29 protein-coding genes are annotated in these 26,312 nt (G+C 62.9%); 4 read left to right on the top strand and 25 right to left on the bottom strand.

The genetic code is table 11. The features are described from left to right. Window positions 1-132: 132 nt before the first annotated feature. Complete coding sequence (locus tag J5M57_RS21740; protein ID WP_207849175.1) at window positions 133-1,407, bottom strand: MFS transporter; 1,275 nt, start codon at window positions 1,405-1,407, stop codon at window positions 133-135. 118 nt (window positions 1,408-1,525) lie between these two features. Here J5M57_RS21740 and J5M57_RS21735 point away from each other — a divergent pair, with 118 nt between their 5' ends. Next, on the top strand, window positions 1,526-2,428 hold the full coding sequence (locus J5M57_RS21735; RefSeq protein WP_064585607.1) for a LysR family transcriptional regulator: 903 nt from the start codon (window positions 1,526-1,528) through the stop codon (window positions 2,426-2,428). A gap of 104 nt (window positions 2,429-2,532) precedes the next feature. On the opposite strand, the gene J5M57_RS21730 is transcribed toward J5M57_RS21735, so the two are convergent. From J5M57_RS21730 to J5M57_RS21625, 22 genes are all read right to left on the bottom strand, one after another. After that, window positions 2,533-2,970 (bottom strand): excinuclease, encoded by a 438-nt coding sequence (locus tag J5M57_RS21730; protein ID WP_169842593.1) that lies wholly within the window; start codon window positions 2,968-2,970, stop codon window positions 2,533-2,535. Window positions 2,971-3,148: 178 nt separating this feature from the next. Further along, window positions 3,149-3,952, bottom strand: a complete 804-nt coding sequence (locus J5M57_RS21725) for a hypothetical protein (RefSeq protein WP_064585609.1) — start codon at window positions 3,950-3,952, stop codon at window positions 3,149-3,151. A gap of 25 nt (window positions 3,953-3,977) precedes the next feature. Continuing rightward, window positions 3,978-5,204, bottom strand: a complete 1,227-nt coding sequence (locus tag J5M57_RS21720) for a beta-ketoacyl-ACP synthase (RefSeq protein ID WP_207849174.1) — start codon at window positions 5,202-5,204, stop codon at window positions 3,978-3,980. Continuing rightward, entirely contained in the window at window positions 5,204-5,932 is a 729-nt protein-coding gene (gene fabG, locus J5M57_RS21715) for a 3-oxoacyl-ACP reductase FabG (protein WP_064585611.1), read from the bottom strand. The genes J5M57_RS21720 and fabG overlap by 1 nt, the downstream gene beginning before the upstream one ends. Continuing rightward, window positions 5,925-6,389 carry a hotdog family protein gene (locus J5M57_RS21710; RefSeq protein ID WP_064585612.1) on the bottom strand — a complete coding sequence of 155 codons (465 nt, stop codon included), beginning with the start codon at window positions 6,387-6,389 and terminating at the stop codon, window positions 5,925-5,927. The genes fabG and J5M57_RS21710 overlap by 8 nt, the downstream gene beginning before the upstream one ends. Beyond that, complete coding sequence (locus J5M57_RS21705; RefSeq protein ID WP_207849173.1) at window positions 6,386-7,582, bottom strand: beta-ketoacyl-[acyl-carrier-protein] synthase family protein; 1,197 nt, start codon at window positions 7,580-7,582, stop codon at window positions 6,386-6,388. Before J5M57_RS21705 ends, J5M57_RS21710 begins: the two co-directional genes overlap by 4 nt. Then, window positions 7,579-8,169 carry a hypothetical protein gene (locus J5M57_RS21700; protein WP_207849172.1) on the bottom strand — a complete coding sequence of 197 codons (591 nt, stop codon included), beginning with the start codon at window positions 8,167-8,169 and terminating at the stop codon, window positions 7,579-7,581. Before J5M57_RS21700 ends, J5M57_RS21705 begins: the two co-directional genes overlap by 4 nt. Further along, on the bottom strand, window positions 8,157-8,894 hold the full coding sequence (locus J5M57_RS21695; RefSeq protein WP_207849171.1) for a class I SAM-dependent methyltransferase: 738 nt from the start codon (window positions 8,892-8,894) through the stop codon (window positions 8,157-8,159). Before J5M57_RS21695 ends, J5M57_RS21700 begins: the two co-directional genes overlap by 13 nt. Then, window positions 8,891-10,138, bottom strand: a complete 1,248-nt coding sequence (locus J5M57_RS21690) for an NAD(P)/FAD-dependent oxidoreductase (protein WP_207849170.1) — start codon at window positions 10,136-10,138, stop codon at window positions 8,891-8,893. The genes J5M57_RS21695 and J5M57_RS21690 overlap by 4 nt, the downstream gene beginning before the upstream one ends. Beyond that, window positions 10,125-11,288, bottom strand: coding sequence for a sodium:proton antiporter (locus J5M57_RS21685; RefSeq protein ID WP_207849169.1), 1,164 nt, complete (start codon window positions 11,286-11,288; stop codon window positions 10,125-10,127). Before J5M57_RS21685 ends, J5M57_RS21690 begins: the two co-directional genes overlap by 14 nt. Further along, entirely contained in the window at window positions 11,285-13,624 is a 2,340-nt protein-coding gene (locus J5M57_RS21680) for an MMPL family transporter (RefSeq protein ID WP_207849168.1), read from the bottom strand. Before J5M57_RS21680 ends, J5M57_RS21685 begins: the two co-directional genes overlap by 4 nt. Then, complete coding sequence (locus J5M57_RS21675) at window positions 13,608-14,210, bottom strand: outer membrane lipoprotein carrier protein LolA (RefSeq protein WP_207849167.1); 603 nt, start codon at window positions 14,208-14,210, stop codon at window positions 13,608-13,610. Before J5M57_RS21675 ends, J5M57_RS21680 begins: the two co-directional genes overlap by 17 nt. Then, window positions 14,207-14,632: an acyl-CoA thioesterase gene (locus J5M57_RS21670; protein ID WP_064585620.1), complete on the bottom strand. Its 426-nt coding sequence runs from the start codon at window positions 14,630-14,632 to the stop codon at window positions 14,207-14,209. Before J5M57_RS21670 ends, J5M57_RS21675 begins: the two co-directional genes overlap by 4 nt. Continuing rightward, a complete protein-coding gene (locus J5M57_RS21665; protein WP_207849166.1) occupies window positions 14,625-16,169 on the bottom strand; it encodes an aromatic amino acid ammonia-lyase in 1,545 nt (514 codons plus the stop codon). Before J5M57_RS21665 ends, J5M57_RS21670 begins: the two co-directional genes overlap by 8 nt. After that, window positions 16,150-17,097, bottom strand: a complete 948-nt coding sequence (locus J5M57_RS21660; RefSeq protein WP_064585622.1) for a glycosyl transferase — start codon at window positions 17,095-17,097, stop codon at window positions 16,150-16,152. Before J5M57_RS21660 ends, J5M57_RS21665 begins: the two co-directional genes overlap by 20 nt. Next, on the bottom strand, window positions 17,094-17,828 hold the full coding sequence (locus tag J5M57_RS21655; protein ID WP_207849165.1) for a glycosyltransferase family 2 protein: 735 nt from the start codon (window positions 17,826-17,828) through the stop codon (window positions 17,094-17,096). Before J5M57_RS21655 ends, J5M57_RS21660 begins: the two co-directional genes overlap by 4 nt. A gap of 140 nt (window positions 17,829-17,968) precedes the next feature. Continuing rightward, the gene (locus J5M57_RS21650) at window positions 17,969-19,648 is read right to left on the bottom strand and encodes an acyl-CoA synthetase family protein (RefSeq protein WP_207849164.1); all 1,680 of its coding nucleotides are present in this window, start codon (window positions 19,646-19,648) and stop codon (window positions 17,969-17,971) included. Beyond that, a complete protein-coding gene (locus J5M57_RS21645) occupies window positions 19,645-20,190 on the bottom strand; it encodes a hypothetical protein (RefSeq protein WP_083367227.1) in 546 nt (181 codons plus the stop codon). The genes J5M57_RS21650 and J5M57_RS21645 overlap by 4 nt, the downstream gene beginning before the upstream one ends. Beyond that, the gene (locus tag J5M57_RS21640) at window positions 20,187-20,441 is read right to left on the bottom strand and encodes an acyl carrier protein (RefSeq protein ID WP_064585626.1); all 255 of its coding nucleotides are present in this window, start codon (window positions 20,439-20,441) and stop codon (window positions 20,187-20,189) included. Before J5M57_RS21640 ends, J5M57_RS21645 begins: the two co-directional genes overlap by 4 nt. A gap of 9 nt (window positions 20,442-20,450) precedes the next feature. Continuing rightward, on the bottom strand, window positions 20,451-20,711 hold the full coding sequence (locus J5M57_RS21635; RefSeq protein WP_064585627.1) for a phosphopantetheine-binding protein: 261 nt from the start codon (window positions 20,709-20,711) through the stop codon (window positions 20,451-20,453). Beyond that, entirely contained in the window at window positions 20,692-21,501 is an 810-nt protein-coding gene (locus J5M57_RS21630; RefSeq protein WP_169842577.1) for a lysophospholipid acyltransferase family protein, read from the bottom strand. Before J5M57_RS21630 ends, J5M57_RS21635 begins: the two co-directional genes overlap by 20 nt. Next, window positions 21,477-22,202, bottom strand: coding sequence for a beta-ketoacyl synthase chain length factor (locus J5M57_RS21625; RefSeq protein WP_207849163.1), 726 nt, complete (start codon window positions 22,200-22,202; stop codon window positions 21,477-21,479). Before J5M57_RS21625 ends, J5M57_RS21630 begins: the two co-directional genes overlap by 25 nt. A gap of 376 nt (window positions 22,203-22,578) precedes the next feature. On the opposite strand from J5M57_RS21625, the gene J5M57_RS21620 reads away from it, so the two are divergent. Further along, on the top strand, window positions 22,579-23,349 hold the full coding sequence (locus J5M57_RS21620) for a ParA family protein (RefSeq protein WP_207849162.1): 771 nt from the start codon (window positions 22,579-22,581) through the stop codon (window positions 23,347-23,349). A 130-nt stretch (window positions 23,350-23,479) separates the two neighbouring features. Here J5M57_RS21620 and trxC read toward each other — a convergent pair whose 3' ends face one another. Continuing rightward, window positions 23,480-23,914, bottom strand: a complete 435-nt coding sequence (gene trxC / locus J5M57_RS21615; RefSeq protein WP_207849161.1) for a thioredoxin TrxC — start codon at window positions 23,912-23,914, stop codon at window positions 23,480-23,482. Window positions 23,915-24,106: 192 nt separating this feature from the next. Here trxC and J5M57_RS21610 point away from each other — a divergent pair, with 192 nt between their 5' ends. Both J5M57_RS21610 and J5M57_RS21605 read left to right on the top strand, forming a co-directional pair. Then, a complete protein-coding gene (locus J5M57_RS21610; RefSeq protein WP_207849160.1) occupies window positions 24,107-24,406 on the top strand; it encodes a type II toxin-antitoxin system HigB family toxin in 300 nt (99 codons plus the stop codon). Next, window positions 24,399-24,800, top strand: a complete 402-nt coding sequence (locus tag J5M57_RS21605) for a transcriptional regulator (RefSeq protein ID WP_207849159.1) — start codon at window positions 24,399-24,401, stop codon at window positions 24,798-24,800. Before J5M57_RS21610 ends, J5M57_RS21605 begins: the two co-directional genes overlap by 8 nt. Window positions 24,801-24,806: 6 nt before the next feature. On the opposite strand, the gene selO is transcribed toward J5M57_RS21605, so the two are convergent. Further along, window positions 24,807-26,270 (bottom strand): protein adenylyltransferase SelO, encoded by a 1,464-nt coding sequence (gene selO, locus J5M57_RS21600; protein ID WP_207849158.1) that lies wholly within the window; start codon window positions 26,268-26,270, stop codon window positions 24,807-24,809. Window positions 26,271-26,312 lie beyond the last annotated feature (42 nt).

Raw genomic sequence — 26,312 nt, 5'->3', positions numbered from 1 at the left:
CGCCACACAATAAAAAACGCCCGGCTTATGCCGGGCGTTTTATTAAGATCAAAAGATCGCAGCCTGCGGCAGCTCCTACATTGGGATTCGCGTTTCCCTGTAGGAGCTGCCGAAGGCTGCGATCTTTTGCTTTTAAGCTTTCACACCGCCAAGTGGCGGCAACTTCGCCAGTTTCAACGCCACCAACAGCGCCACCAGCAACAACGCGCCGATAAACAAACCAATCCCGTTCCAGCCGCCCAGATGCCAGAACACCCCGCCCGCCGTCCCGGCAATGCTCGACCCGGCGTAATAGCTGAATAGGTACAACGACGACGCCTGTCCCTTGGCCTTGGTCGCCCGCCGCCCGATCCAACTGCTCGCCACCGAGTGCGCGCCGAAGAAACCGAAGGTGAAGATCAGCATGCCGACAATCACCAGCCACAGCGGCGTCAACATGGTCAGCGCGAGGCCGGCAAACATCAGCGCAATGGTCGCCCACAGCACTTTGCGCCGCCCCAGCTTGTCCGCCAGCGAACCGATCTTCGCCGAACTGTAGATGCCCGACAGGTACACCACCGACAGCAGACCGACGAACACCTGATCAAGGTTGTACGGCGCGGCCAGCAGGCGATAGCCGATGTAGTTGAACAGGGTCACGAACGCGCCCATCAGCAGGAACGCCTCAAGAAACAACAACGGCAGGCCGGCGTCGCGAAAGTGCATGGTGAAGCCGTCGAGCAGGCTGCGCGGGTGCAGCGAGCGTGAGCGGAAGTTGCGTGATTCGGGAAGGATCTTCCAGAACACCGCCGCCGCGATCAGCGCCAGACCGCCGATCACCAGCATCGCTGTGTGCCAGCTGACGAAATCGATCAACACCCCGGTGATCAACCGTCCGCTCATCCCGCCAATCGCGTTGCCGCCGATGTACAGGCCCATTGCCAGACCGATGTGCTGCGGGTGGATCTCTTCGCTGAGGTAAGTCATCGCCACTGCCGCCAGGCCGCTCAGCGACAGCCCGATCAGCGCGCGCATGATCAGCACCCCGTGCCAGCTCGGCATCATCGAACTGGCGATGGTGCACAGCGCCGCGGCGAATAGCGCCGTGACCATCACCGGTTTGCGCCCGATGCGGTCGGAAATCGGCCCGGTGATCAACAGACCGAACGCCAGCATGCCGGTCGCCACCGACAGAATCAGGCTGCTCTGCGCCGCGTTGATCGAATATTCGTGGGACAGCAGCGGCATCATCGGCTGCACGCAATACAGCAGGGCAAACGTCGCAAACCCGCCGCTGAACAGCGCGAGCACCGTGCGCATGAACATCGGCGTGCCTTTTTCGATGTAGATCTCTTGCAACTCGGCGACGACGTCGTCCGCGGCGGCAGGCGGGACTTCATGGGCCAGGGGGGCGACAGCTGTTTTCACTTCAGACCTCGGAGGGCACGGCCGGGCAGGCAATGAAAAAATCATATAGCTGGCTAATGTTTCTATCCAATATATTGTTCGACCTGTTTGATAGCTTTAACGACCTAATGGAGCGTCCATGGAATTGCGTCACTTGCGCTACTTCATCGCCGTTGCCGAAGAACTGCATTTCGGCCGCGCCGCACAGGTGCTGGGCATCTCTCAGCCACCGCTCAGTCAGCAGATTCAGGCGCTGGAGCAAGAGGTCGGCGCGCGGTTGTTCGAACGGACCAATCGTCGGGTCGAGCTGAGTGAGGCCGGCCGATTGTTTCTGCAAGAGGCGCGGCTGGTGCTGGCGCAGGTCGACAAAGCGGCGGATGTCGCCCGGCGGGCGCAACTCGGTGAGCTGGGCGAATTGAAGATCGGCTTCACTTCGTCGGCGCCGTTCAACTCGACCATTCCCCAGGCGATTTTTTCCTTTCGCCAGCGTTTCCCGGCGGTGCACTTGAATCTGCGGGAGATGAGCAGCACGCAAGTCGCCGAGGGGCTGGTGGATGAGTCGATCGAGGTCGGGATCATGCGCCCGCTGGGCCTGCCGGATTCGTTGAGTGTGGTGGAGCTGATGCGTGAACCGCTGGTGGCGGTGCTCGGCTCCAAACATCCGTTGGCGCAGGGCAGCGAGGAAGGTCTGTTCCTCTCGGCGCTGGCGCTGGAGCCGTTCGTGTTCTTTCCGCGCAGCTACGGCAGCGGCCTGTACGCGCAATTGCTCAGTCTGGCCCGTGATGCCGGGTTCAGCCCGCACTTTGCTCAGGAAGCCGGGGAGGCCATGACCATCATCGGACTGGTGGCGGCGGGGCTGGGGGTTTCGGTATTGCCGGCGTCCTACCAGCGGATGCGCATTGATGGCGTGGTCTATCGACCGTTGCTCGATCCGGAAGCGGTGTCGGCGGTGTGGCTGGTGCAGCGCAAGGATCAGAAATCGCCGATGGCCAAGGCGTTTGTCGAATTGCTTACGCGCAAGGTCGAACCTTCAAAAGCTTGATTGCTGCGCAATCAAATCGCGAGCAGGCTCGTTCCCACAGGGGAATGCATTCCAAGGTGGGAGCGAGCCTGCTCGCGAAGACGTCAGCTCAATCACCACGGCCCTCAGGGCAACCGCACCAAATCCCCCTTCAACGCCACCCGCGTGACAAATATCCCCGCCCGACACTCGTAAGTATTCAAATCCTTGCGCACATGCCGGTCGTAATAACTGACGATATTGACCACCGCATTCGCCCCCACCCGCTTGGCATCGGCCTGCAACTTGATCAGGTTCGACTGCAACACCCACTCGCAGGAATCGTGATCGCTCTTGTTGAAGCCGTTGGTGCGCAAATCACTGACCACATCCCGGCGCAACAATCGTTGAGTGCCCTGAGGCCCGTTCCCGGCCAGATAAAACTTCACACTGCCATCCAGCCGTCCGGCACGGATCGCGTCCGACAAAACCGTCTCGAAGGGCATGTACATCAGATTGGTGGCATGGCTGGCGCTGGGCAGTAGCCCGAGGAGCGTGGCGGCGATCAGGGCTTTCACTTGCATGGTCATCTCCTTGACTGTGAAAGAGAGCAGCGAGTGTTCGATCGATGGGGCTCGCCGTTCCGGCAGGCATGACGCAGCAACCTGCCAGAACGAGTGTAGATGCTGAAAATGAAGAGGGCGCCAAATGGCGCCCTTTGTGGTGAGGGGATAAAGCCCCTCACCACAAGACTTTATTCAATCAATCCACATGCGCGAGGTCACCACGCAACGCCACGCTGGAAACCAGCATCCCCGCGCGGCACTGGAATTTCTCGGTGTCTTTGTACAGGTCGCGCTGGTCGACGCTGGCGATGTTGATCACGGCGTTGGCGTCGGCTTTTTTCGCGGCGTTCTGCAGGGTCGCGAGGGCCGATTGCAGGGCCCAGAAGCAGGCGTCTTCGTCGGATTTGTTCGAGCCGTTGGTCTTGCGGCTGCTGCTCACGGTGTCGAGTTTGCGCACTTGCTTGGGCAGGGTTTCGCCGGCCAGGTAGAACTTCACGCTGCCGTCCAGCAGGCCGGCGTCGGTGGCGCGTTTGACGCCTTCGCGAAAGCTCAGGTAGGTCGGTTCGTCGGCGCCTTGCTTGACGATGCCCAGGTCGTTGACGAACTCGATGTCCGGGTTGATCGACAGCTCTTTGAGTACGTTGTCGCGCAGGCGGTTGACCCAACGGTTGTAGTTGCCGTGGATCTTGCCGTCCTTGGCATCGAGGCCATAGCTGCTGCGATAGTCGATTTCGAACGAGGTCGGGCTGAACGGGATGTCGACTTCGGCGTGGTGGCGACCGCGTACGGTGATCGCGGCCTTGATCATGCCCGGGCGTACCGATTGCACGACCCACTGGCGGTCGTTGAGCGCGGTAACGATGGCGCGGCTCATCTGTTGCTGGGTGAAGCCTAAGTTGGGCGAGAACTGTTCCTTGGCGTTGTATACCGGTTTGCTGGTGCAACCGCCGAGCACAAAGGCCAGGGCCAGCAGGGCGGCGATGCGGTGAAACTGAGTCATTCCTTTCACTCCAAACGTGTTGCGGTCAGTGCCAGCGGCGGAAAATCAACGAGGTGTTGACGCCACCAAAGGCGAAATTGTTGTTCATCACGTACTCGTGGTGCATCGGACGGAATTCGCCGCGCAGGTAATCGAGCTTGCCGCAGTGCGGGTCGACCTCGTCGAGGTTGAGCGTGTGCACATACAGGTCGCGATTCATCATCTCGATGCTGAACCATGACTCCAGCGCCCCGCAGGCCCCGAGCGTGTGGCCGAGGAAACTCTTCTGCGAACTGATCGGCATGTGTTCGCCGAACAGACTGCTGGTTGCCAGTGTTTCGGCAATGTCGCCCTGTTCTGTAGCCGTGCCGTGTCCATTTACATAACCGATGGCATCGGGCGTCAGGCCGGCGTCTTCCAGCGCCAGCTCCATGGCGCGGCGCATGGTGATCTGCTCGGGACGGGTGGTGTGCTGGCCGTCGGCGTTGCTGCCGAAACCGACGATCTCGGCGTGGATGTGTGCACCGCGAGCGAGGGCGTGTTCCAGCTCTTCAAGCACTAGCATGCCGCCGCCTTCGCCGATCACCAGGCCGTCGCGCCCCTTGTCGTACGGGCGTGGGCTGGTCTGCGGCGCGTCGTTTTTCAGGCTGGTGGCGTAGAGCGCGTCGAAGACCATGGCTTCGGTCGGGCACAGTTCTTCGGCGCCGCCGGCGAGCATCAGCGGCAGACGGCCGAACTTGATCGCTTCATAGGCATAGCCGATGCCCTGGCTGCCGCTGGTGCAAGCGCTGGACGTCGGGATCAGGCGCCCGGTGAGGCCGAAGAAGATGCTGATGTTGGCCGCGGTGGTGTGCGGCATCATCCGCACGTAGGAGTTGGCGTTGAGGCCTTCGGCCACCGAGTTGAGCAGCATGTTGCCGAACGCCTTGATCTCGTCGGTGCTGCCGGTGGACGAGCCGCAGGCCACGCCCATGCGCCCGTCCTTGATCGTGTCGTCGCCGAGCAGGCCGGCATCGGCCAGTGCCTGTTCTGCCGCGCCCACCGCCAGCCGTGACACCCGGCCCATGCTGCGCAGTTGCTTGCGCGTCCAGTGGGGCGGCACGGCAAAATCATCGATCGGCCCGGCCAGACGCGTATTGAGTTCGCTAAAGCGGTCCCACTCGTCCATCCGGCGGATGCCGCTGCGGTTGGCCGCGAAGTTGCCGGCGATGGTGTCCCAGTCGCTGCCAAGCGAAGTGATGCCGGCCATGCCGGTGACGACGACGCGCTTCATCAGCACAAGCCTCCGTTGACCGCCAGGACCTGGCGGGTGATGTACGAGGCTTCCGCCGACATCAGGAAATTCACTGCACCAGCGACCTCTTCCGGGGTGCCCATGCGTTGTGCGGGTATCATTTTCATCAGTTCTTCCACCGGCACGTTTTCATCCAGCATGGCCGTGTCGATCAGGCCCGGCGCGACGCAGTTAACCGTGATTTTGCGCTTGCCCAACTCGATCGCCAACGCTTTCGCAGCACCGATCACACCGGCCTTGGAGGCGCTGTAGTTGACCTGGCCACGGTTGCCGATCAAACCCGACACCGAGGTGATGCAGACGATCCGACCGGCGGCGCGGCGGCGGATCATCGGCATCATCACCGGGTGCAGAACGTTGTAGAAACCGTCGAGATTGGTGCGCAGCACCACGTCCCAATCGTCATCGCTCAGCGCCGGAAAGGCGCCGTCGCGGGTCAGGCCGGCGTTGAGCACCACGCCGTAATAGGCGCCGTGGGTTTCGACGTCGGCTTCGAGGATGGTTTTGCAGGTCTCGCGGTCGGCGACGTCGAATTGCAGGATGCGCGCGTTGCGGCCCAGCGCTTCGATCTCGGCCTGCACCGCTTGGGCTTCGGCAACGCCGCTGCGGCAATGCAGGACGATATCGTGCCCGGCCTGCGCCAGACGCAAGGCAATGGCGCGGCCGATGCCACGGCTGGAGCCGGTGACCAGTACGGATTCAGTCATCGTTCGACTCCCTGTGTTGTTCAAGATATTGGGATGGCTGGGGCGGGCGGAACACATTCAAGCGCGCGCTGGCCTCGATGCCGGGGCCATGGATGTGGCACTCGAACACGCCCATCCCGTTGTCGTCTTCCAGCGAGCGGATGCCGTGAATGGTCAGTTCGCTGCCGGCCGGGAAGGCCTCGACATTGCATTCGAATTTACGCGTGCCGAGCAGGAAACCCAGCGCCACCGGGTTGCCCTTCTGCCGCGCGTGGCAACCGGCGAACGCGGCGACGCTTTGCGCCATCAACTCAACGCCGACCCACGCCGGCAGGCTGCCGTCGGGCAGGCTGAACAGTCCGCCGGGCTTGACCGTGAGGCGGGTGTGAATCTGCTCTTCGTCGAAGCTGAGAATCTGCTCGATCAGAATCATGTCGCCAGCGTGGGGCAGCAGTTCGGCGAGCGGCCAGTCAATCATGGGGCGTCTCCGATAATCAGGCTGACGTTGTTGCCCCCGAAGGCAAACGAATTGCTCATCAGGTAGCGGGGTGCAATGGACGACAGGCGCTCGTTCGCGGTCACCCAGTTCAGGGCCGGCAGATCGGGATCGGCCTGGGCGTCCCAGACGTGCGGTGGCAAGGCCTGTTGCGGATTGTCGGCGCTCAGGCTCAGCCAGCAGAACGCCGCCTCCAGCGCACCAGCCGCGCCGAGGGTGTGGCCGGTCATCGGTTTGGTCGACGAGCAGGCCACGCCGTGCGGGAACAGCGTGGCCACCGCCAGGCTCTCCATCGCGTCGTTGTGCTGAGTCGCGGTGCCGTGCAGGTTCAGGTAATGGATTTGCGCAGCTTGCAGCTGGGCGCGGTTCAAGGCTTTCTGCATCGCTTGCAGGGCACCGCGACCGCTCGGCTCAGGGGCAGAAATGTGGTGCGCATCGGAGCTGGCACCGGCGCCGAGCAGGGCAATGGCCGGGCCGTCGGTGCGCTGCTTGCTCATCAGGAACAGCACCGCCGCTTCGCCGATGTTGATGCCGTTGCGGTTGGCCGAGAACGGATTGCAGCGCTCGTCGGACACCGCCTCCAGCGCGCTGAAACCGTTGAGTGTCAGCTTGCACAGGCTGTCGACCCCGCCGCACAGCACCGCGTCGCACAGGCCCAGGTCGAGCAGACGCTGTGCGCTCATCAACGCCCGCGCGCTGGAAGTGCAGGCCGTGGAAATCACGTAGGCCGGGCCGCTGAGCTGCAGCCAGTCGGCAAGAAAGTTCGCCGGGGCGCCGAGTTCCTGTTGCCGATAGTCATACTCGGTTGGGAACTGATGCTCGCGAAGATAGTGCGCCAGACCGCGGCTGGCCTCGTCGATGCCCGAGGTGCTGGTGCCGAGCACCACGCCGATGCGCTCGCGACCATAGGTCTGGATGGCCCGGTCGATGTCAGCGCGAATCTGCAGCGCGGCTTCCAGCAGCAGTTGATTGTTGCGGCTGCTCTGGTCTGCCAGTTCGGCCGGAATCGCCACCAACTCACCGTGCACCGCCGCCACCGGCAACTCGCGCCCGGCCACCCAGCCGGACTCGCGGCGCATGCCCGAGCAGTCACCGGCAAACAGGTTCTGCGCGACTTGATGCTTGTCGCGGCCCAGGGCGCAGATCACGCCGAGGGCATTGAGGTAGGCAGTCATGGCGTCGGTTCACCGAGGGGAGAAACCCGATAGTGCGGGCCTTGGGGCAGGTTCAATTCGAAGCTCAACGGTTGCGTGTAACGGATCGCCCAGCGCGGCGGCAGCGAGCGTTGCCCGGCCTGCTGCTGCGCGGCGGGATAATTGCGCAGCAGCTCGCTGGACGGAGTCAGGGCGAACAGCAGCGCGGCAAACAGCTCCCGGGCTTCCGGGTTGGGCGGCAGCAGACCGTCGGCCTGCCAGTGCCCGTCGATCAGTTGCTGACGCGCCTGGGGAATGCCCAGCGGGTCCATCATCGACCAGCGAATGCCGGGGCCTTCGCGCTGGATCACCAATAGCCAGTCCTGACGTTGATCGGCTTGTTGGCGTTCGATGTGCAGTTGCAGCGGCAGCGGCAGCGTCGGGTTGCTCGCAGGCAGCGGGGCCTGGCTGGCGCAACCGCTCAGCAGGGCAAACATCACAAACATCGGCCACACCGCAAACCTTGTAGGAGTGAGCCTGCTCGCGATGACGGCCGCACATTTGAAAAACAGGTTGGCTGACCTACCGCTATCGCGAGCAGGCTCACTCCTACAGGTTATGTGTCGCATCGGAGAACACCTTCAAGCGGCTTGCGGGCAACAACGTTCACCAACGTTTCCTCGCGCTCGCCAAACGGCTTCGGCTTGTGCAACCCGAACCGTTCCAGCAAGCCGAAATCCTTCGAGCGGCTCCACCATAAATACGGGTACGAGACATTGCGCTCACCAAACTCGAAACCCTGCTCGCGAATCATCTGCAGATACTGCGCCGCGCTCTTTTGCACATGCATTGGATGGCGGAACAGCCAGCGGATCACCCAGGTATCAATGTAAGCCTCGGTGGACTCGGCGAACAGCAGATAACCGCCCGGCTTGAGCACGCGGTAGAACTCGGCGAGGGCCTTTTCCTGTTCGACCAGGTGATGGAAGGTCTGGTGGCAGAACAGCAGGTCGACACTGGCATCCGCCACATTGAGTGTTGCGCAGTCGCTGCCGATCAACTCGACGTCGAAACCCTGGCGCGCCGCTTCTTCGCCGCTCAATGCAAGGCTGTGCGGATCGGCGTCGACGCCAATCAGGCGCAGGGGGGAGAAGGTCTGACGCAAATGGCGGAATGACTTGCCTTGCCCACAACCGGCATCCAGTAGCACCGGATTGGCCGGCAGCGACTCGCTGAACAGCCCGCGCAGGTCGTTGATCGCCACGCGCAACACATGGTGCTGCCAGGTGTGGCTGCGCAGGAACCAGAAGCCGAAGCGGGTTTCCTCGACGTAGCTGTCGCTCAAGTAATTCATGGGGCGTCCTTTGCGCAGAGTTCGGAAATCATCTTCAACCGGCGGCGCGCTTCGCTGACGAACGGGTTGCGTTCATCCCAGGCGTAACCGGCGAGGATCGAGCAGATCATCCGGCGGATGTCCGCCTGGCTGTCTTGATAAAAAATCACGTCCTGGAAGGTGCCGGCGTACCAGCCCTCGACGTAGCAGCGGAAGGTATCGACCCCGCGCTTGAGCGGTTCGGCGAATTCGTGCTGCCAGTCGACCGTTTCGCCCTGTAACTGCCGGTGCAGGACGGCGGCGGCCATGCTCGCCGAACGCATGGCAATGGTCACGCCGGAAGAGAACACCGGGTCGAGAAATTCCGCTGCGTTGCCGAGCAGGGCGAAGCCCGGGCCGTGCAGGGTTTTCACATTGGCCGCGTAACCACCGAGGGTCCGCGCCGGAGTGTCCCACACCGCGTTGTGCAGCACGCCGGCGAGGCTTGGGGTTTCGGCGATGAAGCCGCGCAGGCAAGCGTCCAGATCGGCATCGCGACCGCTGAAGTGCTCGGCGGCGGCGACCACACCCACCGAGCAGCGACCGTTGCTGAACGGGATCGTCCAGAACCAGATGTCGCGGTGCTCGGGATGGGTGGTGACGAGGATCTTCTCGCGGTCGAAGGCCGGGTTGTCGATGTGATCTTCGACGTGGGTGAACACGGCCTGGCGCACCGGGAAATTCGACGGCGCTTCGAGATCGAGCAGGCGCGACAGCACGCGACCGTAACCGCTGGCGTCGAGCACGAAATCCGCTTCGACGCGGTACTCGCTGCCGTCTTCGCGCCGCACGTCGAGCTGCGGTTTGGCCCGGTCGAAATCGACCCTGACGATGGCATCGCCGTAGCGGATTTCGGCACCCTGCAATTCAGCCTGATCGGCCAGCAGCTTGTCGAAATCGGCACGCTGCACCTGGAACGTGGTCGGCTTGCCGCCGGTGAAGGTGTCGCCGAAATCGAAGGCGCTGTAGCGCTCGCCCCAGGCGAACGCGGCACCGGTCTTGCGCTGGAACCCGGCGGCGTTGACGGCGTCGAGCATGCCGGCTTCTTCGACGAAATCCAGGCAATGACACAGCAGGCTCTCGCCGATGGAAAAGCGTGGGAAGTGCTGGCGCTCGATCACCAGCACATCGTGGCCCTTGCGCTTGAGCAGTGCGGCGGCGATGGCGCCGGACGGGCCGGCACCAATGATCACTACCTGACGACGTTGCATTTCAACGGTTGGCACGTGAACTCCCGGGCGCGGTGGCGGTGTGTTTCAGGGGCGCGCGATGCAGGCCGATCAGGGCTGGCAACAGCGTCGCGATCAGGCCCATCAGCATCAACGCGAAGTACAGCGCCGGGCTGATGAGCTGTTGTTGCAACAACAAATTGAGAAAGACGATTTCGCTCAGGCCACGGATGTTCAGCAGCACGCTTTCGCGCCAGCGGCTGGCGCCTTCGAACGACGCGCCGGCCCAGCCCAGGCCGAGCCAGTTGCCGAGCAGTTTACTGGCAATCGGCAACAGCAGCAGCGCCGCCCATTGCAGCGCACCGAGGCTGGCGAGGGCGCTGTGCACGTCGATCTGCACGATGCCGAAGGTGAGGATCAGCGGGATCGCAATCCACGTCTGCAAGCGGCTCATCCAGCGCGCCGGCAACGGCAAAACCAGCGGTATTTTCAACGCGGCCATGCACAGCAGATAACCGATGCCGACAATCAGCGCGTTGAGTTTGTAGTGCTCGGCCAGCACCAGCAGCGCAAAGAAACCGAGGCTGTAGGTCAGCGGTCGACGCACGCGCAACAGATGCAGCAGCACCGGCACGCAGGCCAGGCCGAGCGGCAGCAACAGACTGCTCAGGTGCAGACTGCCCTGAGCGAGACCGAACAGCGTCCAGCAGGTCAGGTCGATGAGGATTGCGGTCTGCACCAGACGCCGGGTGGCGGCGGGCGGGTAATCGATGTGGCGCAGATACAGGTACAGCACCGGGATCGCGGTGATCGCGAACACCAGCCCGATCGCCAGCGAGTTCAGCCATGGTTGCGCCGGCAACAGCCAGGCGGCGGCCGCCAGACCGCAGGCGAACGGTACGGCAAAACTCGGCACGGCGATTTTCACGCTCTGGCGGTCCAGGCGCAGGTCGATCACATCGCTGAGGATGTGCCCGAGCAGCAGCGCGAAACTCAGGCTGTAGAGGTCTTTCAGCCACCCCGGCGCGATCAGTTCGGCACCGCTGAGTTGCCAGCCCGGTTCGATCCAGACATACATCAGCAGCGGCAAACCGAAGCTGGCCAGCAGCAAATGGCTGACGATCGGGATCAGGCCGAAATGCCGGCCGACACGGGTCGCCACGGCGAACAACGCCAGTGCCATCAGCCAGAAACCGATGACCATCATGCTGCCGGCTCCGCGACGCTGGCGCTGTGGGCGTGACGTCCGGCCCACGGCGCCAGAATGAAACTGAAGGCCAGCCCGAGGCTCACCGCCAGGCCGAAGTTGCTCACCGCCGGCGTGCTCGACACCGCCAGCAAACCGAACGACAGCCAGGTCGTCAGCGCCGCCAGCAAGGTGCCGAGCAGACTGACCGCCGCACCGCCGACCTGCTCCCGCATGAGAATCGCGTAATCGACGCTGATCGCCGTCACCAGCAGCAGGCCGAACAGGCTGAACAGGGTCAGCGGTTGACCGAGCCAACCGAGGCTGGCGAGGCTGCACAGCGCCGCCAGCAACGGCAGGGCGACGATGCGCAATGCGCCGCCGAAGCCGAACGGCACGATCAGTACCAGCACGATCAGCACGCAGGAGGCGAGTTTCAATTCGGCGGCGCTGATCTGAGTGGCCGCGAACACGTTGTTCAACTCGCCGAGACGATCAACCAGCGTCACGCCCGGCAAGTCCAGTGCCTGCACCCGCAGCAGTGATGGATTGTTCAGGCCTTGCAGGCTGGTCATCGCTGCCACGCCGTCATCGGTCGGGCCGAGCCACAGCGTGCGGTACGGCTCGCCCAAAGGCCCCGCCAGCGCGGCGTCGATGTCCTCGGCGGGCAGGCTCTGCAACTGTTGCAGTTCGCTTTGCAGCGCCGCGAGTGGCACGCCGAGGTCGAGCAACGGCTGCCAGAACTGTGGCAGTTTGCTCAGTGCCGCGCGCACCTGCTGTTGCTGGCTCGGTGGGCTGAGCAGTTGGTCGAGGGCCAGATAGCCTTGCAGCTTGTCGAGGTTGACCAGTTGCTGCAGGCGTTCGCTCAACGCGGCCTGTCGCTCCAGCAGCTCCTGCTGATTGGCGGCGCGCACGAGGAAGAACTGGCTGGTCGGCTGATAGCCGGTGATGCGCGCGATGGTCTGCGCTTCATCGGTCAGCCGTTGTGGCGCACCGACCCACTGGCGGATGTCGTTCTTGCTTTGCAACTGCACCAGACCGCCGGCGCAGAAGGCGATCACCAGCGCCAGCAGCACCGGGGTGCGCACATGTTCGAGCAGTCTTTCGCGCAGTTGCACCAGGCGTTCGGCCAGGCGCAGCGGCCATTGCGCCGGGCGCAGCTCAACGTTTTGCAGCAGGGCCGGCAGCAGGCACACCGCCGACAGGTAGGCACCGAGCAATCCGGCGGCAGAGAACACCGCGATTTGTGTCAGCGCCGGGAAGGGCGTCCAGGCCAGGGCCAGATAACCGATGGCGCTGGTGATCAGGCTCAAGGTCAGCCCGGAGAGCGTCAGGCGCAATGCCGGCCAGCTGCGCCACGGCTTGAGGCTCCAGCTCTTCGACAGATAGTGCAGCGGGTAATCCACCGCCACCCCGATCAGGCTGGAGCCGAGCACCAGGGTCATCACATGCATGTGGCCGAACAGCGCCACGCAGGCCACCGCGCCAAACAGCATGCCCACCAGCACGGGCACAAACGCCAGCAACACCCGCCAGCGGCGAAACGCCAACAGCAGCAACAGCAGAATGCCGACCGTTGCGCCGCCGCCGACCCAAGTCATCTCGCGGGTCGCTTGCTGCTGACCGTTGGCGGCGTAGAGCAGGCCGCTGGCGGCCAACAGTTGCACGTCGGCTTTCGCCGCTTGCTCGCGACTGTGCTGGAGCAGGTCCGCGACTTTCAGCGGCAGGTTCATGTCGAAGGCATTGCCGGTGGTGCGCGCACGAAGCAGCACCCAACTCTTGCCGTCGGCATCGGCGACCAGGGCGCCGCTGCCGATGTCCAGTTGCACCGCGCCGTGCTTCGGCTGGCTGTTCTGGATACGTCCGGTGAGGCCCAGCCAGTCGTCCTGGCTGGGTACCAGACTGAAGCCGGTGAACGGGTCGAACAGCGCCTGCACCCGTTGCTGAATGAACGCGTCGGGGTGCTCGGTCAGCAGTTGCCGGTCATCGGCCGAAAGCATCGCCAGCCGCCCTTGCAGCAGCTGCGTGCGCAGGGCCGGCAGATCCGCTTGCAGGTTCCACTGGACTTTCTCGAACAGGCCGCTGGCTTGCCATTGCTCGCCCAGGGTCTGGGCCATGGCGACCGCGTGCTGGCGATCGGCATGGCCGACCAGCACCAGCATTTCCCGGTTGAGCGGTTCCTGCATGCGCTGTTCGGCGCGCAGTTCGAGGGCGTCAGGGGTGGTGCCGGGCACCAGTTCCATGAGGTTGGCCGACAGCGGCGCGCCGTCGCGCCATTGCCACCCGGCCAGCGCGATGACTGCCAGCAGCAGGATCAGGAACAGCCACGGCAGCCTGCGTTCACTCGGCAAAGTCATGTTGCTCCATGTCGCTCAACGGCTGGCCTGCGGTGCTGTCCTGCATGCGCAGCATGGTGCTGTCGCCCTGGGTTTCCAGCAGTTCGATGGTCTGCACCAGCTCACCGCCGTCGATGTTGATCCGGTTGAACACTTGCTTGAGCAGCAGCGAGCGCGGCGTCAGGGTGAGTTTCCATTGCTGCGCGTCGCCGCTCAGAGCCAGTTCGAAATCCCGTTGCAGGCCGCTGCTGTCGCCTTGCAGCACGGCGAGGAACAAGCGGTTCTGCTTGGCCCCGGCGCTCTTGTTCGGCAGCAGCTGCCAGCCATTGCCCTCGCGTCGCGCGATGCCGTTGGCGGTGATGCGGTAATCCTGTTGCAACGGGGTCTTGAGCAGCCAGAGCAGGCCGTGGTTTTTCGCCAGCACGAAGCTGCCTTTGCTGATCAGCGGCTGCGGCAGGGCGCGCAGGTGTTTTTCCTGGATGAACTGGCCGTGGATCACCTCTGGTTTCGCCAGTTGTGCGCTGAGCTGTTGCAGGTCGAAGGCGTTGGCCAGGCTTGATACCGCGAGCAGCGCCAGCGCGCCAAGGCATTTGCAGAACAGGTTCATCGCAGGATCCTTTGCACCGCATCGGTGAACACTTTAGGGGAGGCCAGTTGCATCTCGCGGCTGCTGATCTCGACCGCCACCTGCACCGAGCTGGCGCGGGTCAGGCGTTCACCGCTCTGCAGGTCGGTGATCAGGTAATTGATCTTCAACCGGTTCTCCCACTCCACCAGGCTGGCGCGCACGTTCAGGCGCTGGCCGAACACCGCGCCACGCACGTAACGCAGTTGCAGGTCGATGATCGGCCACGCGTAGCCGGACTCGGCCATCTGCGTGTAGTTGTGGCCGATCTGGTCGAGCAGCGCACAACGCGCGACTTCCAGGTATTTGACGTAATGCCCGTGCCAGACCACATGCATGGTGTCGACGTCGAAGAACGGCACGAGGATTTCCGTGTCGGCGTGCAGGACTCCAGCGCTACGCATGCAGCCTCCAGTGTTGTTCGGCGATGCGTTGCAGGCACAGGCGCAGTTCGCCTTCCAGTGCGCGGTCTTCGATGACCGGCGGGAAGTCTTTGCCCAGTTCTTCGTGCATGGCGGCCAGGACTGGCGGCAGCGGCCGTGCATCCTGATCACGCGCGCGCAGCCACACGCCTTGGTTGGCAGCGAGCAGGGTGGCGGCGGCGACCTGTTCGGTCAGCTCGAGCACGCGGATCGCATCGCGGGCGGCGATGGTGCCCATGCTCACCTTGTCCTGGTTGTGGCACTCGGTGGAGCGCGAGAACACGCTGGCCGGCATGGTGTTTTTCAGGGCTTCGGCGGTCCAGGCGCTGGTGCCGATCTGCACAGCCTTGAAACCGTGGTTGATCATGGCGCGATCCGCCGGGGCGCCGGACAGGTTGCTCGGCAAACCGTGGTTGTAGCGCTCGTCGACCAGCAGCGCGAGCTGCCGGTCGAGCAGGTCAGCGACGTTGGCCACGAGGTTTTTCAGGCTGTCCATGGCGAACGCGATGTGCCCGCCGTAGAAGTGCCCGCCATGCAGCACGCGTTCGGCTTCGGCGTCGATGATCGGGTTGTCGTTGGCGCTGTTGAGTTCGGTTTCAATGAATGAACGCAGCCAGTTCAGGCTGTCGGCCAGCACGCCGAGCACATGCGGGGCGCAACGCAGCGAATAGCGGTCCTGCAGGCGATGCAGCGGCGCGGTCGGGGCGTTGATCGCCAGATCCTTGCGCAGCCACGCGGCGACCTGCATCTGCCCCGGGTGTGGTTTGGCGGCGAACAGGCGTTCGTCGAAGTGTTCCGGATTGCCTTGCAGCGCGACCACGTTGAGCGCGGTGATGCGGGTGGCCAGTTGCAGCAGGTAGTCGGCGCGGGCGTAGGCGAGGCAGGCCAGACCGGTCATCACCGCGGTGCCGTTCATCAAGGCCAGCGCTTCTTTCGGGCGCAACACCAGCGGCGTCCAGCCGAGTTCGCGATGCACGTCGGCTGCGGGCCGGCGTTCGCCACGGAACATCACTTCACGTTCGCCGGACAGGGTTGCGGCGACGTAAGACAGCGGCGTCAGATCGCCACTGGCGCCCACCGAGCCTTCTTCGGGAATCAGCGGCAGGATGTCGTGTTCGAGAAACGCCTGCAGGCGCTCCAGCAGTTCAATGCGCACCCCGGACACCCCGTGGCACAGCGACTGCAACCGTGCGGCCAGCACGGCGCGAGTGGCCTGGGCGTCGAGCAGTTTGCCCAGTCCGCAACCGTGAAAGGTGTACAGATGACGCGGCAGCGCCTCGACGTGATGCAGCGGCACCGCGACCACGCAGGAGTCGCCATACCCGGTGGTCACGCCATAGATCACGCCTTCCTTGTCCAGCAGCGAGTCGAGAAACCGCGCGCCTTTGGCGATGCGCTCACGGTAATCGGCGTCGCTCTGCAACTGCACGGGCGCCTGACGGTTGGCCAGGGCCAGCACGTCTTCGATGCGCAAAGGGCGTTCGCCGAAGGTTACCGGCTCATGGGTTGGCGTCGTCATCGGTCTTCCAGAAAGGGTAAAAGTTGAACCATTGGTGCGGGGCTTCGAGGCAATAGTGACTCAGGCGCTGCGCATAACGGGTGGCCCACTGATGAATGACCTGCTCGCGCTCGCGGCGTGTCCACGTCACGGCGTCGGCGAACGGTTCGAGGGTCAGGCGATAGTGGCCGTCCGGTTGTTTCAGGCACATCAGCAGATTGACCGGGCATTTGAGCAAACCGGCCAGCAGCCACGGGCCTTGCGGAAACGCTGCCGGGTGGCCGAGAAAGTCGACGGTGACGCTGCGCCCGCCATGCAGTGGCACGCGGTCGCCGGCAATCGCCAGCCATTCGCCGCGCTCCAGGCGTTCGTGCAGCTGCAGCATGATCACCGGGTCCAGTTCGCTGACCTGAATCAGGCGCAGATTGGTCGCCCCGGCCTCGCCCAGCAAGCGGTTGAACTGCTCGGCGTGTTTGGTGTGCACCAGCACGTTCATGGTGACCTTTTCGCCGATCTCGGCCAGTGCCCGGCAGACTTCGAGGTTGCCCAGGTGCGCGCCGACCAACAGTTGCCCGCGACTGCCGCGCAACTGATTGCGCAGCAGTGCCGGGTCGATGATTTCGATCTGCTCGATGCGGATCTTGCCGTTCCACACATCAAGCTTGTCGAGCAGCGAATCGGCGAACGCCATGAACTGGCGGAACACGCGCCAGCCACTCGGGCGCAATTCGGCGCGGTTGCTCCAGTCAGCCAGCCGCTGCTGGTATTGCCAGGTGCTGTGGCGCGCGGTGCGGCCGAACAGGAAAAAGTACAGGACGATGCCGTACAGCAGCGGACTGAGCAGGCGCCGGCCAAGGATTTTGGCCGCCAACGCCGTGAATTTCATCAGCAGGAAACTGCCGCGCTCCTCGCGGTCGGCCCAGTGCTTCTGGTCGCTCTCGACGCTCATGTCCGCCACCGGCGCCAGAGGATCAGCGGCAGGCGCAGCAACATGCCGAAGAACAACCGGGTGTGCATGCTGGAGATCAGTGCGTTGTCGTGGAACAGGCGAAAGTGCGAGACGCCGTCCAGCGGGTAATGCACGCTGGTTTGCAGCCAGCGCATCGGCTGATTGCGCCATGACAGGCGCACCAGAATGTCCGAGTCGAAATCCATGCGCTTGCCGACCCGTGCCGAGTCGATCACCGCCAGTACCGGGGTCAGCGGATACACGCGAAAGCCGCACATCGAATCGCGGATCTGCAGCGACAGCGTGTTGATCCAGACCATCACATGGGTCAGATAACGCGCATACAAACGTCCCTTGGGTACGCTTTCGTCGAACCGCGGATAACCGCAGATCATCGCATCCGGATGGGCGCGGGATTCCTCGACGAAGCGGGCGACGTCGTGCAGGTCATGCTGGCCGTCGGCATCGACCTGCAAGGCATGGCTGAACCCCAGGCGTGCCGCTTCGCGCAGGCCGGTCATCACCGCACCGCCCTTGCCCTGATTGAGGGTCAGGCGCACCAGATACACGTGGTCGCGCTCGGCCAGCGCATCCAGAACCTTCGCGCAGGATGGCGCGCTGGCGTCGTCCACCAGAATGCACGGCAGGTCTTGGGCGAGCAGGGCATCGACCACGGTGGTAATCGCGGTTTCATGGTTGTAGACCGGGATCACGGCGCAAGGGTTATGCATGATTTTCCCCCTGGATCACACAACCTTTGTGGCGAGGGAGCTTGCTCCCGCTCGAGTGCGCAGCGCTCGCCTTCGATGGGCCGCCAGAAACGTTTGGGGCTGCTGCGCAACCCAGCGGGAGCAAGCTCCCTCGCCACCGGTTATGCATTCTCAGCCCCTAAAAGAATCCGGCCGCTGGAGCAGGTGGCCGTGTCATTGCGGTAGGCGAAATACAGCTTGCCGCGCTCGCGATCGAAGCGCAGGTGCAGCTGGATTTCATCGCCGGGGCGCACCAGTTGCTGGAACTTCAGCACTTCCATGCCGGCAAATTTACCGGGCAGGTCCAGCAGTTGCTGACCAAGTTGCAGCGCCCATTCCACTTGCACCACACCAGGCAGCACCGGGGCCTTGGGGAAGTGCCCGCTGAAGTAGGCCAGGTCCGCCGGCACCGCCAGTTGCAGGCTCCACTCGCCAGCGGTTTCGACCTGTTCCAGCACTTCCGGGACTTTCGGCCGTGGCGCCAGCAGCAGCGCTTCGATGTCGGCTTGTGGCAACTTGCCCTGGCTGTTCAGCGGCAGTTGCCGCACCAGACGCCAGCGCCGGGGCAAGGCCAGGGCTTCGCAATGCTCGCTCAAGTGTTTGCGCAGGGCTTCGGTCAGGCTGCGGCGGCCATGTTCGCGCAAGGCAAACAGGCCTTCTTCACTGAGCACCAGCAAGGCGCCGAGGACGGCACGATTTTCCTGCACCACACCGAGGCGCGCTTCGGCGACCCAATCATGGGCGACCAGCGCTTGCTCCAGCATCGGTAGGGAAATGCGTTTTTCTTCGAGTTTGACGATGCGGTCCAGCCGTCCCAACAGTTCGAAGCGACCGTCGGCAGCGATGCTTGCGGCATCGGCGGTGTGTTCGACATGCCCGACCGGCAGGTACGGTGAAGCGATGAGCAGGGCGCCATCGGCGTCCTGGCTCAGTTCGACCCCGGCGAAGGGCTGCCACAGGCTGGCGCCCTGACGCCAGGCGATGCCGCCGGTTTCCGAGCTGCCGAGGATTTCCGTCGGCCACTGTTGCAGACGTTGCTGCAGGCTGTGCGCGGCATCTGCCGGCAATGCGCCGCCGGAGGAAAACACCCGGCGCACGGCGCTCAGCGCCGGCCAGTCGAGGTTGTCGCCCATGCGCTTGAGCAGCGCCGGGCTGGCGACCCAGGCAAACGCCGGGTGTTCGCGGCTGGCGCGTTGCAGGTCTTCCGGGAACGCCAGTTGTTTGCGCACAAACCCGCGCCCGGCGCACAGCGGCCACAGCACGCGGAACAGCAAACCGTAGATGTGTTGAGTAGCGACACTGCCGATGATGCAGGCTTGACCCAGATCCGCGCCCCACAGTTGTTCCAGTGCCTCGACCTCGTTGGCCAACTGGCGCAGGCTCTTGTCGATGCGCTTGGGCTCACCGCTGGAGCCGGAGGTGCACAGGCTCAAGCGACACTGATCGAGATCCAGTTCAGCGCCGGGCAGGGCCGGCTGCAGCAGGTCGTTCAAGTGAGCATCATCGTCGTGATCGGTCAGCCACAGATCGACTTCACTCGACCAGCGCTGGCGGGTCTGCGCTTGCAGGTCGGAAGGCAGCAGCACACTGACACCGGCGCGCCAGGCACCGAGCAGGGCGATGGCGAGGTCGGCGGCGTCTTCCAGATGCACCGCCATATGCTGCACGCCGCGTGCGTGCAGGCCGGCGGCAATCCTCAGCGCCTGTTCGCGCAGTTGCGCGTGGTCGAGGGCCGGGGCGTCGGTGATCACTCGCCCCGGCAGGGCCTTGAGCAACAGGTGCTCAAGTTTTATCCAGTTCATTTACGGCCTCTTACCCGTTGTCGTATCAGCCATTCAATGGCAAACATCAGGCCGATCAATCCGTAAGAGATCAGGCCGGTGTACAACATCCACCAATTCAGCGGCGCCCACAGGGTCAGGAGGGCGGCGCACAAACCGTTGCAGAAGAAAAACACGCTCCAGGCCACGGTGACCTGGCGGGTGTAGCGGATCGCCTCGGGCGGCAGTTGCGGCTCGCGGATCCGCGCCAGGCGCTCGACCATCGGCGGTCCCCATTTCAGGCTCAGGCTGAACAGCATCAGCATGAAGCCGCTGATCAGCACCGGGTACCAGCGCAGCAACAGCGGGCTGTCGAACAGCGCCAGCAACAGGCAGAACACGATCGCCACGCAGGCCATCCACAGACTGCCGGGCTTGCGCTCGCCGGTCAGCGCCCGCGCCAGCCACAGGCTGCCCAGCAGCAGCCCGAACTGCCACGGGGCGAAGTGCTCCATGCCGAAATACACCGCAAAGGGGTACAGCAGGCCCGCCAGCAGCAGGCCGAGGCCGATCAGTCGGCTCATGCGGCCGGTTGAACCAGACGGTAGACCGCCTCGACCACGTCACCGACGGTACGCACCGACTTGAATTCTTCGGCGGCGATTTTCTTGCCGGTCTGACGTTTGATGTGATCGATCAGGTCGACCGCGTCGATGCTGTCGATTTCCAGATCCTGATACAGGTTGGATGCCAGGCTGATGCGCGCCGGATCCAGTTCGAACAGCTCGACCAAGGCATCGCGCAGGGTGTTGAAAATGTCGTCACGAGTTTGCATGGTCCGGTCTCAAGCTGCCTGTTTTGCCGTGACGAACGCCGCAAGGCTCGCCACGTTGGTGAAGTGGTTGCGGGTGTCTTTGGCGTCGGCGTCGATCTTGATGCCGTACTTTTTCTGGATCGCCAGACCCAGTTCCAGCGCGTCGACGGAATCCAGGCCCAGGCCTTCGCCGAACAGGGTCATGTCGTCGCCGATATCGTCGGGGCTGATGTCTTCGAGGCCGAGGGCATCGATGATCAGCTCTTTAATGTCACGGTGCAGATCGCTCATCTTCGGCGAGCTCCTTGATGAAGTAGGTGTGCAAATAATCGTTGAGCTTGCGCGAGGCCTGCGGGGCGGGGCCTTGCGTGGCGAAAGTCTGTGGATCTATATCGGCCCCGACACGAAAACTGAAGTGCACGCGGCGGCGGGGGATCCGATACCAGGGTTCGGCTTTGGTCAGGGTGGTCGGATTGACCTTGATGACCACCGGGGTAAGGATTTTCGCACCGCGCAGGGCAATCGCCGCGGCCCCCCGATGAAAGGCCGGTGCCTGCCCCGGCTGGGTACGGGTGCCCTCGGGGAAAATGATCAGGGTCTGGCCGTTTTGCAACGATTCGGCGGCGGCGTCGAGCATGTCCATGCTGCCGTCATTGCTGATGTATTCGGTGCTGCGCAGCGGGCCACGGGTGAAGGGGTTTTCCCACAGGCTTTTCTTCACCACGCAATTGGCCTGGCGCACCAGGCCGATCAGGAACACCACGTCGATCAGCGACGGGTGATTGGCGATGATCATCTGCCCCGGGCGGCCAAGGCGTTCAGCCCCTTGAATGTCGTAGGTCAGCACGCCGGTACGGGCCATGAACCGCACAAAAAACCAGAACAGCCGGCTGACAGTCTGCCGCGCGCGCTGCCGATGTTTCAGCGCATCCCCGGGCAGGCAGCCGAGCAGTGGAAACACCAGTACGCGCAGGCACAGCCCGCCCAGCCCGAACAGAGCAAAACTGGCGGCAGTGGCCAGCAGACGCCAGTAGTAGGCGTCGCGGTTTTTCTCGGTCACGGGTTGCGTTGCCAGGTCCATACACGATTTTTCCAGGCATGTTGGCAAGAGGATTGCTGACCGAGCAGGGTTCGCAACAGATTCAGTGCGTGTGGCCAGTGCGCTTTGGACACTGCTTCCGGGCCGCTGTTCAGGGTCAGCCGCCAGTCGGTACCCGGGGTGAGCAACAGGCCGACGGCATAGGGGAAGGGCACGTCATCGATCCACTGCGAGTACGCCTGGGGCGGCTGTTCTTCGGTGATGATCAGCAGCACGGCCGAAGCGCCTTCGTCGAGCAGGGCCGCGGCTTCGAGCATGCCGTGTTCGAGGCCGTCGCCGGCTGCCGCGAGGGCGGTCATTTCGCTGGTTTCGCCACGCATGATCGACCACAGGCCGATGATTGCGTTGTGCACCGACAGGCTGAACTGCGTCGGCGACAACGGCTCGTCCTTGGCCAGGTCACTGAGGATTTCAAAGGTACGCGGGGTTTCGCCGTGCCGCGAAACAAACACCAACGGCAGGTTTTCCCGTCCGTCGGCCAGCGGCCAGCCGACACTGAACGCCATCCGCGCTAGGCGACTGAGACGTCGGCGTTGCATGGCCGGCAGGAACGACACATCGGGCGCGGCATCGCTGCTCTGGAGCACGACCGGTTGTCGGCTCCAGGCCTGCCAGGCGTCCACGCTGTCGAGCCCCGGGGCCCACGCGCGCCATTGGGCGATGTTGAAGTTGATCACGGACATTATCCCGCCCCTGCGGGCTTGTATTGACGCGTTGAGTCGCCAAAGCCGCAGCTGGGCTGTGCTGACGTTCCCGGACGCGGCGTGGCGCCTGACGTTCGGGTGGCGCGCATTATCCCGGTGCGACGAGTGTGTAGCAAATGCTGGTTACATTTTGCGCAGCTAAATGTACTGATTGGTTCGTGGAAAAGCTGTCAACTGGCCATTATCCACTCTGGCGGAGGTTTGTCTGTCGGGCATCTCGGCGATCAATGGCAGTTTTTGCTCTGTTGCCCTGGGGATATTTGCACCTGACTCTGTAGTCCGCATCCGTGGAGGTGGCGAAGCCAACCCGCGCGCATCTACACTCGGTCATTCTTTGATACACGGAGGTTTTGTCATGCGGCGCGTGGTGTTCAATCAGAAAGGTGGCGTGGGCAAATCCAGCATTGCCTGCAATCTGGCAGCGGTCAGTGCCAGCGAGGGCTATCGCACGCTGTTGGTGGACCTCGATGCCCAGGCCAATTCCACTCAGTATCTGACGGGGCTCACCGGGAATGAGATACCGATGGGCATTGCCGATTTCTTCAAGCAAACCCTGTCTTCAGGGCCGTTCTCGAAGAAAAATCAGGCCGATATCTATGAAACCCCGTTCGACAACCTGCACATCATCACCGCGACCGCTGAGCTGGCTGATCTGCAGCCCAAGCTCGAGGCCAAGCACAAGATCAACAAGCTGCGTAAGTTGCTGGACGAGTTGTCGGAAGATTACGACCGGATCTACCTCGACACGCCGCCGGCGCTGAATTTTTATGCGGTTTCGGCATTGATTGCCGCCGATCGTGTGCTGATTCCCTTCGATTGCGACAGCTTCTCGCGGCAGGCACTCTACGGGCTGCTGGCGGAAATCGAAGAGTTGAAGGAGGACCACAACGAAGGCCTGGAAGTCGAAGGCATTGTGGTCAACCAGTTCCAGGCCCGGGCCAGCCTGCCGCAGCAGATGCTTGATGAGTTGATCGCTGAAGGCTTGCCGGTGCTGCCGGTGTACTTGAGCAGTTCAGTACGCATGCGTGAGTCGCACCAGGCCAGCACGCCGCTGATCCACCTCGACCCACGGCACAAGCTGACGCAGCAGTTCGTCGAGCTGCACAACCTGCTCGAAGACCACTGATCTGCTGAGCGACGCAGATCCCCTGTAGGAGTGAGCCTGCTCGCGATGGCGTCCTGTCAGCCAACATATGAGTTGATTGACCGGACGCCATCGCGAGCAGGCTCACTCCCACATTGGGTTCTGTGTGGTATCAGATGCCTTGGCTACGCAGCCACGCCATCAACTGCGGCAACGGAAACGCACCGCTCTGACGCGCCACTTCCCGGCCGTTCTTGAACAGAATCAGACTCGGAATCGAACGAATCCCCAACTGCGCCGACAACTGTTGATTGGCCTCGCTGTCGAGCTTGGCCAAGCGGCACTTGCCCGCCAACTGCGCGGCCGCCTGCTCGAACACCGGCGCAAACGACTTGCACGGCCCGCACCAGTCCGCCCAAACATCCACCAATAACGGCAGATCACCTTTGATCTGGCTGGCGTAATCGCCTTGCTTGAGTTCGAACGGTTTGCTCGACAGCACCTCGGATTTGCAACGCCCGCACTTCGGTTGATCGCCCAGGCGTTCGGCGGGGATGCGGTTGAGGCCGTTGCAGACGGGGCAGGGGATCAGCAGTGGGTGGGTCATGAGCGAGGTCCAGTGAAGGGCGATAAACCCTAGTTGGAGACGTTTGCTCATATTTTCAATGACGTGTTTTCGACTTGAGACCTAGGCTGAGACGTACCAGGCGAGCCCGTTGGTCTGTCTGCCTTTATCGCAACTTGCGATAATTTTGATCTGTGATTAACTTTCCATAGCAAAATGCGATAAGGATGTTGCATGCATGTGTTCAGTGAAAAACCCATTCGAGAGGCCAAGGAGCGGTGGCCACAGGCAGCAAGCGCGCTAGCGCAGTGGTTTCGTCTGGCAAGCAGGAGTTATCCAAAGGACTTCGCGGCAATGAAGTCGTTATTTCCTGCGACTGACAAGGTGGGTGATCTCCACGTTTTCGACATTGGTGGCAACAAACTGAGGTTGATCGCCTTTGTCAGTTATCGATCACAAAGGCTCTACATCAAGCATGTGCTCGACCACCGCGAATACGCTCGGGGCAAATGGAAGGAGGGAAGGTATGAGTAGTTTGATCAAGACGGTTGCCGAGCACTGGGAGTTTGTCTCTCCGTTGCTTCGCAAACCGAAAAATGAAAAGGATTACGATGCCTTGGTTCAGGCAGTCGAAGAGATCCTTGAGATAACCGGTGATGATGAGTCCCATCCACTTGCGAGTCTGGTGGACATCATCAGTGACTGGATTGCGGAGTGGGATCGCACACACCATCCGATGGCTGAAGCGAGCGGCGAAGAGGTCCTCGGCTACCTGATGCGCGAACATGGACTGACTCAGAGCGACCTGCCGGGTGTGGGTACTCAATCCGTTGTTTCGGAAATTCTCAACGGCAAGCGCAAGTTGAACCTGCGGCAAGTTCGCTGGTTGGCCGACTACTTTAAGGTGCCTGTAGACGTATTCATCTAGTGCGCCTCAAGACGAACAACTGATCTCCAGATGCTTGCCCCACTCCGGCGGCCGCTCGGCATAACCTTCCATCCCCGGCTGTTCGTCGAACGGCGTGCTCAGCACCGCGTGCAGCCGGCGCACTTCTGAGTAGTCGCCTTGCTCGGCGGCATCGATAGCCTTCTGCGCCAAGTAGTTGCGCAAGATGTACAGCGGATTGACCGCGTGCATCCGCGCCCGGCGTTGCTGCTGATCGCTGTCGCCATCGCGGGCAACGCGCGCCACGTAACGCTCGGCCCAGGCGTCGAAGCCCTTGATGTCGACGAAGTCATCGCGCAATCGGGCGACCGCCTGTTCTGCTGACTCTTCGCCGAGGCGGCGGAAGAACAAGGTGTAGTCGACCCCGCTGTTCTGCATCAATTGCAGCAGGTCTTCGAGCAGTTTCTGGTCGTCATCCTCGGCGGTGGTGAAGCCGAGGCGGCGGCGCATCAGGTCGAGGTAATGCGCCTGGAACAGTGGCAGGTACAGGCCGAGGGTTTCGCGCAGGGCCTCGACGCTGATGAACGGCGTCAGGGCCTGGGCCAGGGCACTGAGGTTCCACTGGCCGATCGGCACCTGGTTGCTGAACGAGTAGCGGCCCTGATCATCGGAGTGGTTGCAGATGAAGTTGGCATCGAAATCGTCGAGGAAGGCGAACGGGCCGAAGTCGAAGGTGATGCCGAGGATCGACATGTTGTCGGTGTTCATCACGCCGTGGCAGAAGCCATAGGCCTGCCACTTGGCGATCAGTTCGGCATTGCGCTCGACGATCTCGCGGAACATCGCCAGATACGGTTCCGGCTGCTCCAGACACTCGGGAAAGTGCATCGCCAGTACGTGCTCGCCGAGTTGCTTCTGCTGCTCGGGACGCTTGGTGTAGTAGAAGTATTCGAAGTGGCCGAAACGGACATGACTCGGCGCCAGGCGCAGAACCATCGCCGCGCGTTCCTGCTTTTCGCGCCACACCGGGGTGTCGGAGCCGATCACGCAGGCTGCCCGCGAAGACGGAATGTTCAGCGCGTACAAGGCTTCGGACGCGAGGAATTCACGGATCGACGAACGCAGCACCGCACGGCCATCGCCCATGCGTGAAAACGGTGTCTGCCCGGCGCCCTTTAGGTGCAGGTCCCAGTGTTCGCCGGCCTGGTTATAGACCTCGCCCAGCAACAGCCCGCGTCCATCGCCCAGTTGTGGCGTGTAGCCGCCGAACTGGTGCCCGGAATAGACCATCGCTCGCGGCTCGGCATCCGCCCACAGCTTGTGGCCGCCGAACAGTTCCGCAAATTCTTGGGTGTCAGCCGTCGTCGGGTCGAGATCGAGCAAGGCCAGGGCCGCCTGGCTGGCGACGACCAGACGCGGATTGTCGATCGGCTCGGGCAGCACGTGGGCGGAGAACGCATCGCCCAGGCGGGCGAAGCGATTGTCGAAGGTCAGTTCGTCGAGGGCTTTCAAGGGCCGGCTCCAGCAGAATGTCCGAGCATTCTGCTGGGAATA

This window comes from Pseudomonas sp. 86_A, from assembly GCF_017491705.1.
Classification (GTDB): Bacteria; Pseudomonadota; Gammaproteobacteria; order Pseudomonadales; family Pseudomonadaceae; genus Aquipseudomonas; species Aquipseudomonas koreensis.
Note: the sequence above shows the minus strand (reverse complement) of the source record. Positions and strands in the feature narration are given on the sequence as shown.

What these genes read in the sequence shown, in the direction of transcription:
- J5M57_RS21620 (WP_207849162.1), top strand. Translation starts at nt 22,579, where the DNA reads ATGCGGCGCGTGGTGTTCAATCAGAAAGGTGGCGTGGGCAAATCCAGC.
- J5M57_RS21700 (WP_207849172.1), bottom strand. Translation starts at nt 8,169, where the DNA reads ATGCGACACATAACCTGTAGGAGTGAGCCTGCTCGCGATAGCGGTAGG.
- J5M57_RS21675 (WP_207849167.1), bottom strand. Translation starts at nt 14,210, where the DNA reads ATGAACCTGTTCTGCAAATGCCTTGGCGCGCTGGCGCTGCTCGCGGTA.
- J5M57_RS21720 (WP_207849174.1), bottom strand. Translation starts at nt 5,204, where the DNA reads ATGAAGCGCGTCGTCGTCACCGGCATGGCCGGCATCACTTCGCTTGGC.
- J5M57_RS21705 (WP_207849173.1), bottom strand. Translation starts at nt 7,582, where the DNA reads ATGACTGCCTACCTCAATGCCCTCGGCGTGATCTGCGCCCTGGGCCGC.
- J5M57_RS21680 (WP_207849168.1), bottom strand. Translation starts at nt 13,624, where the DNA reads ATGACTTTGCCGAGTGAACGCAGGCTGCCGTGGCTGTTCCTGATCCTG.
- J5M57_RS21710 (WP_064585612.1), bottom strand. Translation starts at nt 6,389, where the DNA reads ATGATTGACTGGCCGCTCGCCGAACTGCTGCCCCACGCTGGCGACATG.
- J5M57_RS21625 (WP_207849163.1), bottom strand. Translation starts at nt 22,202, where the DNA reads ATGTCCGTGATCAACTTCAACATCGCCCAATGGCGCGCGTGGGCCCCG.
- J5M57_RS21685 (WP_207849169.1), bottom strand. Translation starts at nt 11,288, where the DNA reads ATGATGGTCATCGGTTTCTGGCTGATGGCACTGGCGTTGTTCGCCGTG.
- J5M57_RS21665 (WP_207849166.1), bottom strand. Translation starts at nt 16,169, where the DNA reads ATGACGACGCCAACCCATGAGCCGGTAACCTTCGGCGAACGCCCTTTG.
- J5M57_RS21645 (WP_083367227.1), bottom strand. Translation starts at nt 20,190, where the DNA reads ATGAGCCGACTGATCGGCCTCGGCCTGCTGCTGGCGGGCCTGCTGTAC.
- J5M57_RS21695 (WP_207849171.1), bottom strand. Translation starts at nt 8,894, where the DNA reads ATGAATTACTTGAGCGACAGCTACGTCGAGGAAACCCGCTTCGGCTTC.
- J5M57_RS21660 (WP_064585622.1), bottom strand. Translation starts at nt 17,097, where the DNA reads ATGAGCGTCGAGAGCGACCAGAAGCACTGGGCCGACCGCGAGGAGCGC.
- J5M57_RS21735 (WP_064585607.1), top strand. Translation starts at nt 1,526, where the DNA reads ATGGAATTGCGTCACTTGCGCTACTTCATCGCCGTTGCCGAAGAACTG.
- J5M57_RS21640 (WP_064585626.1), bottom strand. Translation starts at nt 20,441, where the DNA reads ATGCAAACTCGTGACGACATTTTCAACACCCTGCGCGATGCCTTGGTC.
- trxC (WP_207849161.1), bottom strand. Translation starts at nt 23,914, where the DNA reads ATGACCCACCCACTGCTGATCCCCTGCCCCGTCTGCAACGGCCTCAAC.
- J5M57_RS21655 (WP_207849165.1), bottom strand. Translation starts at nt 17,828, where the DNA reads ATGCATAACCCTTGCGCCGTGATCCCGGTCTACAACCATGAAACCGCG.
- J5M57_RS21670 (WP_064585620.1), bottom strand. Translation starts at nt 14,632, where the DNA reads ATGCGTAGCGCTGGAGTCCTGCACGCCGACACGGAAATCCTCGTGCCG.
- J5M57_RS21605 (WP_207849159.1), top strand. Translation starts at nt 24,399, where the DNA reads ATGAGTAGTTTGATCAAGACGGTTGCCGAGCACTGGGAGTTTGTCTCT.
- fabG (WP_064585611.1), bottom strand. Translation starts at nt 5,932, where the DNA reads ATGACTGAATCCGTACTGGTCACCGGCTCCAGCCGTGGCATCGGCCGC.
- J5M57_RS21635 (WP_064585627.1), bottom strand. Translation starts at nt 20,711, where the DNA reads ATGAGCGATCTGCACCGTGACATTAAAGAGCTGATCATCGATGCCCTC.
- J5M57_RS21730 (WP_169842593.1), bottom strand. Translation starts at nt 2,970, where the DNA reads ATGCAAGTGAAAGCCCTGATCGCCGCCACGCTCCTCGGGCTACTGCCC.
- J5M57_RS21650 (WP_207849164.1), bottom strand. Translation starts at nt 19,648, where the DNA reads ATGAACTGGATAAAACTTGAGCACCTGTTGCTCAAGGCCCTGCCGGGG.
- J5M57_RS21725 (WP_064585609.1), bottom strand. Translation starts at nt 3,952, where the DNA reads ATGACTCAGTTTCACCGCATCGCCGCCCTGCTGGCCCTGGCCTTTGTG.
- J5M57_RS21630 (WP_169842577.1), bottom strand. Translation starts at nt 21,501, where the DNA reads ATGGACCTGGCAACGCAACCCGTGACCGAGAAAAACCGCGACGCCTAC.
- J5M57_RS21610 (WP_207849160.1), top strand. Translation starts at nt 24,107, where the DNA reads ATGCATGTGTTCAGTGAAAAACCCATTCGAGAGGCCAAGGAGCGGTGG.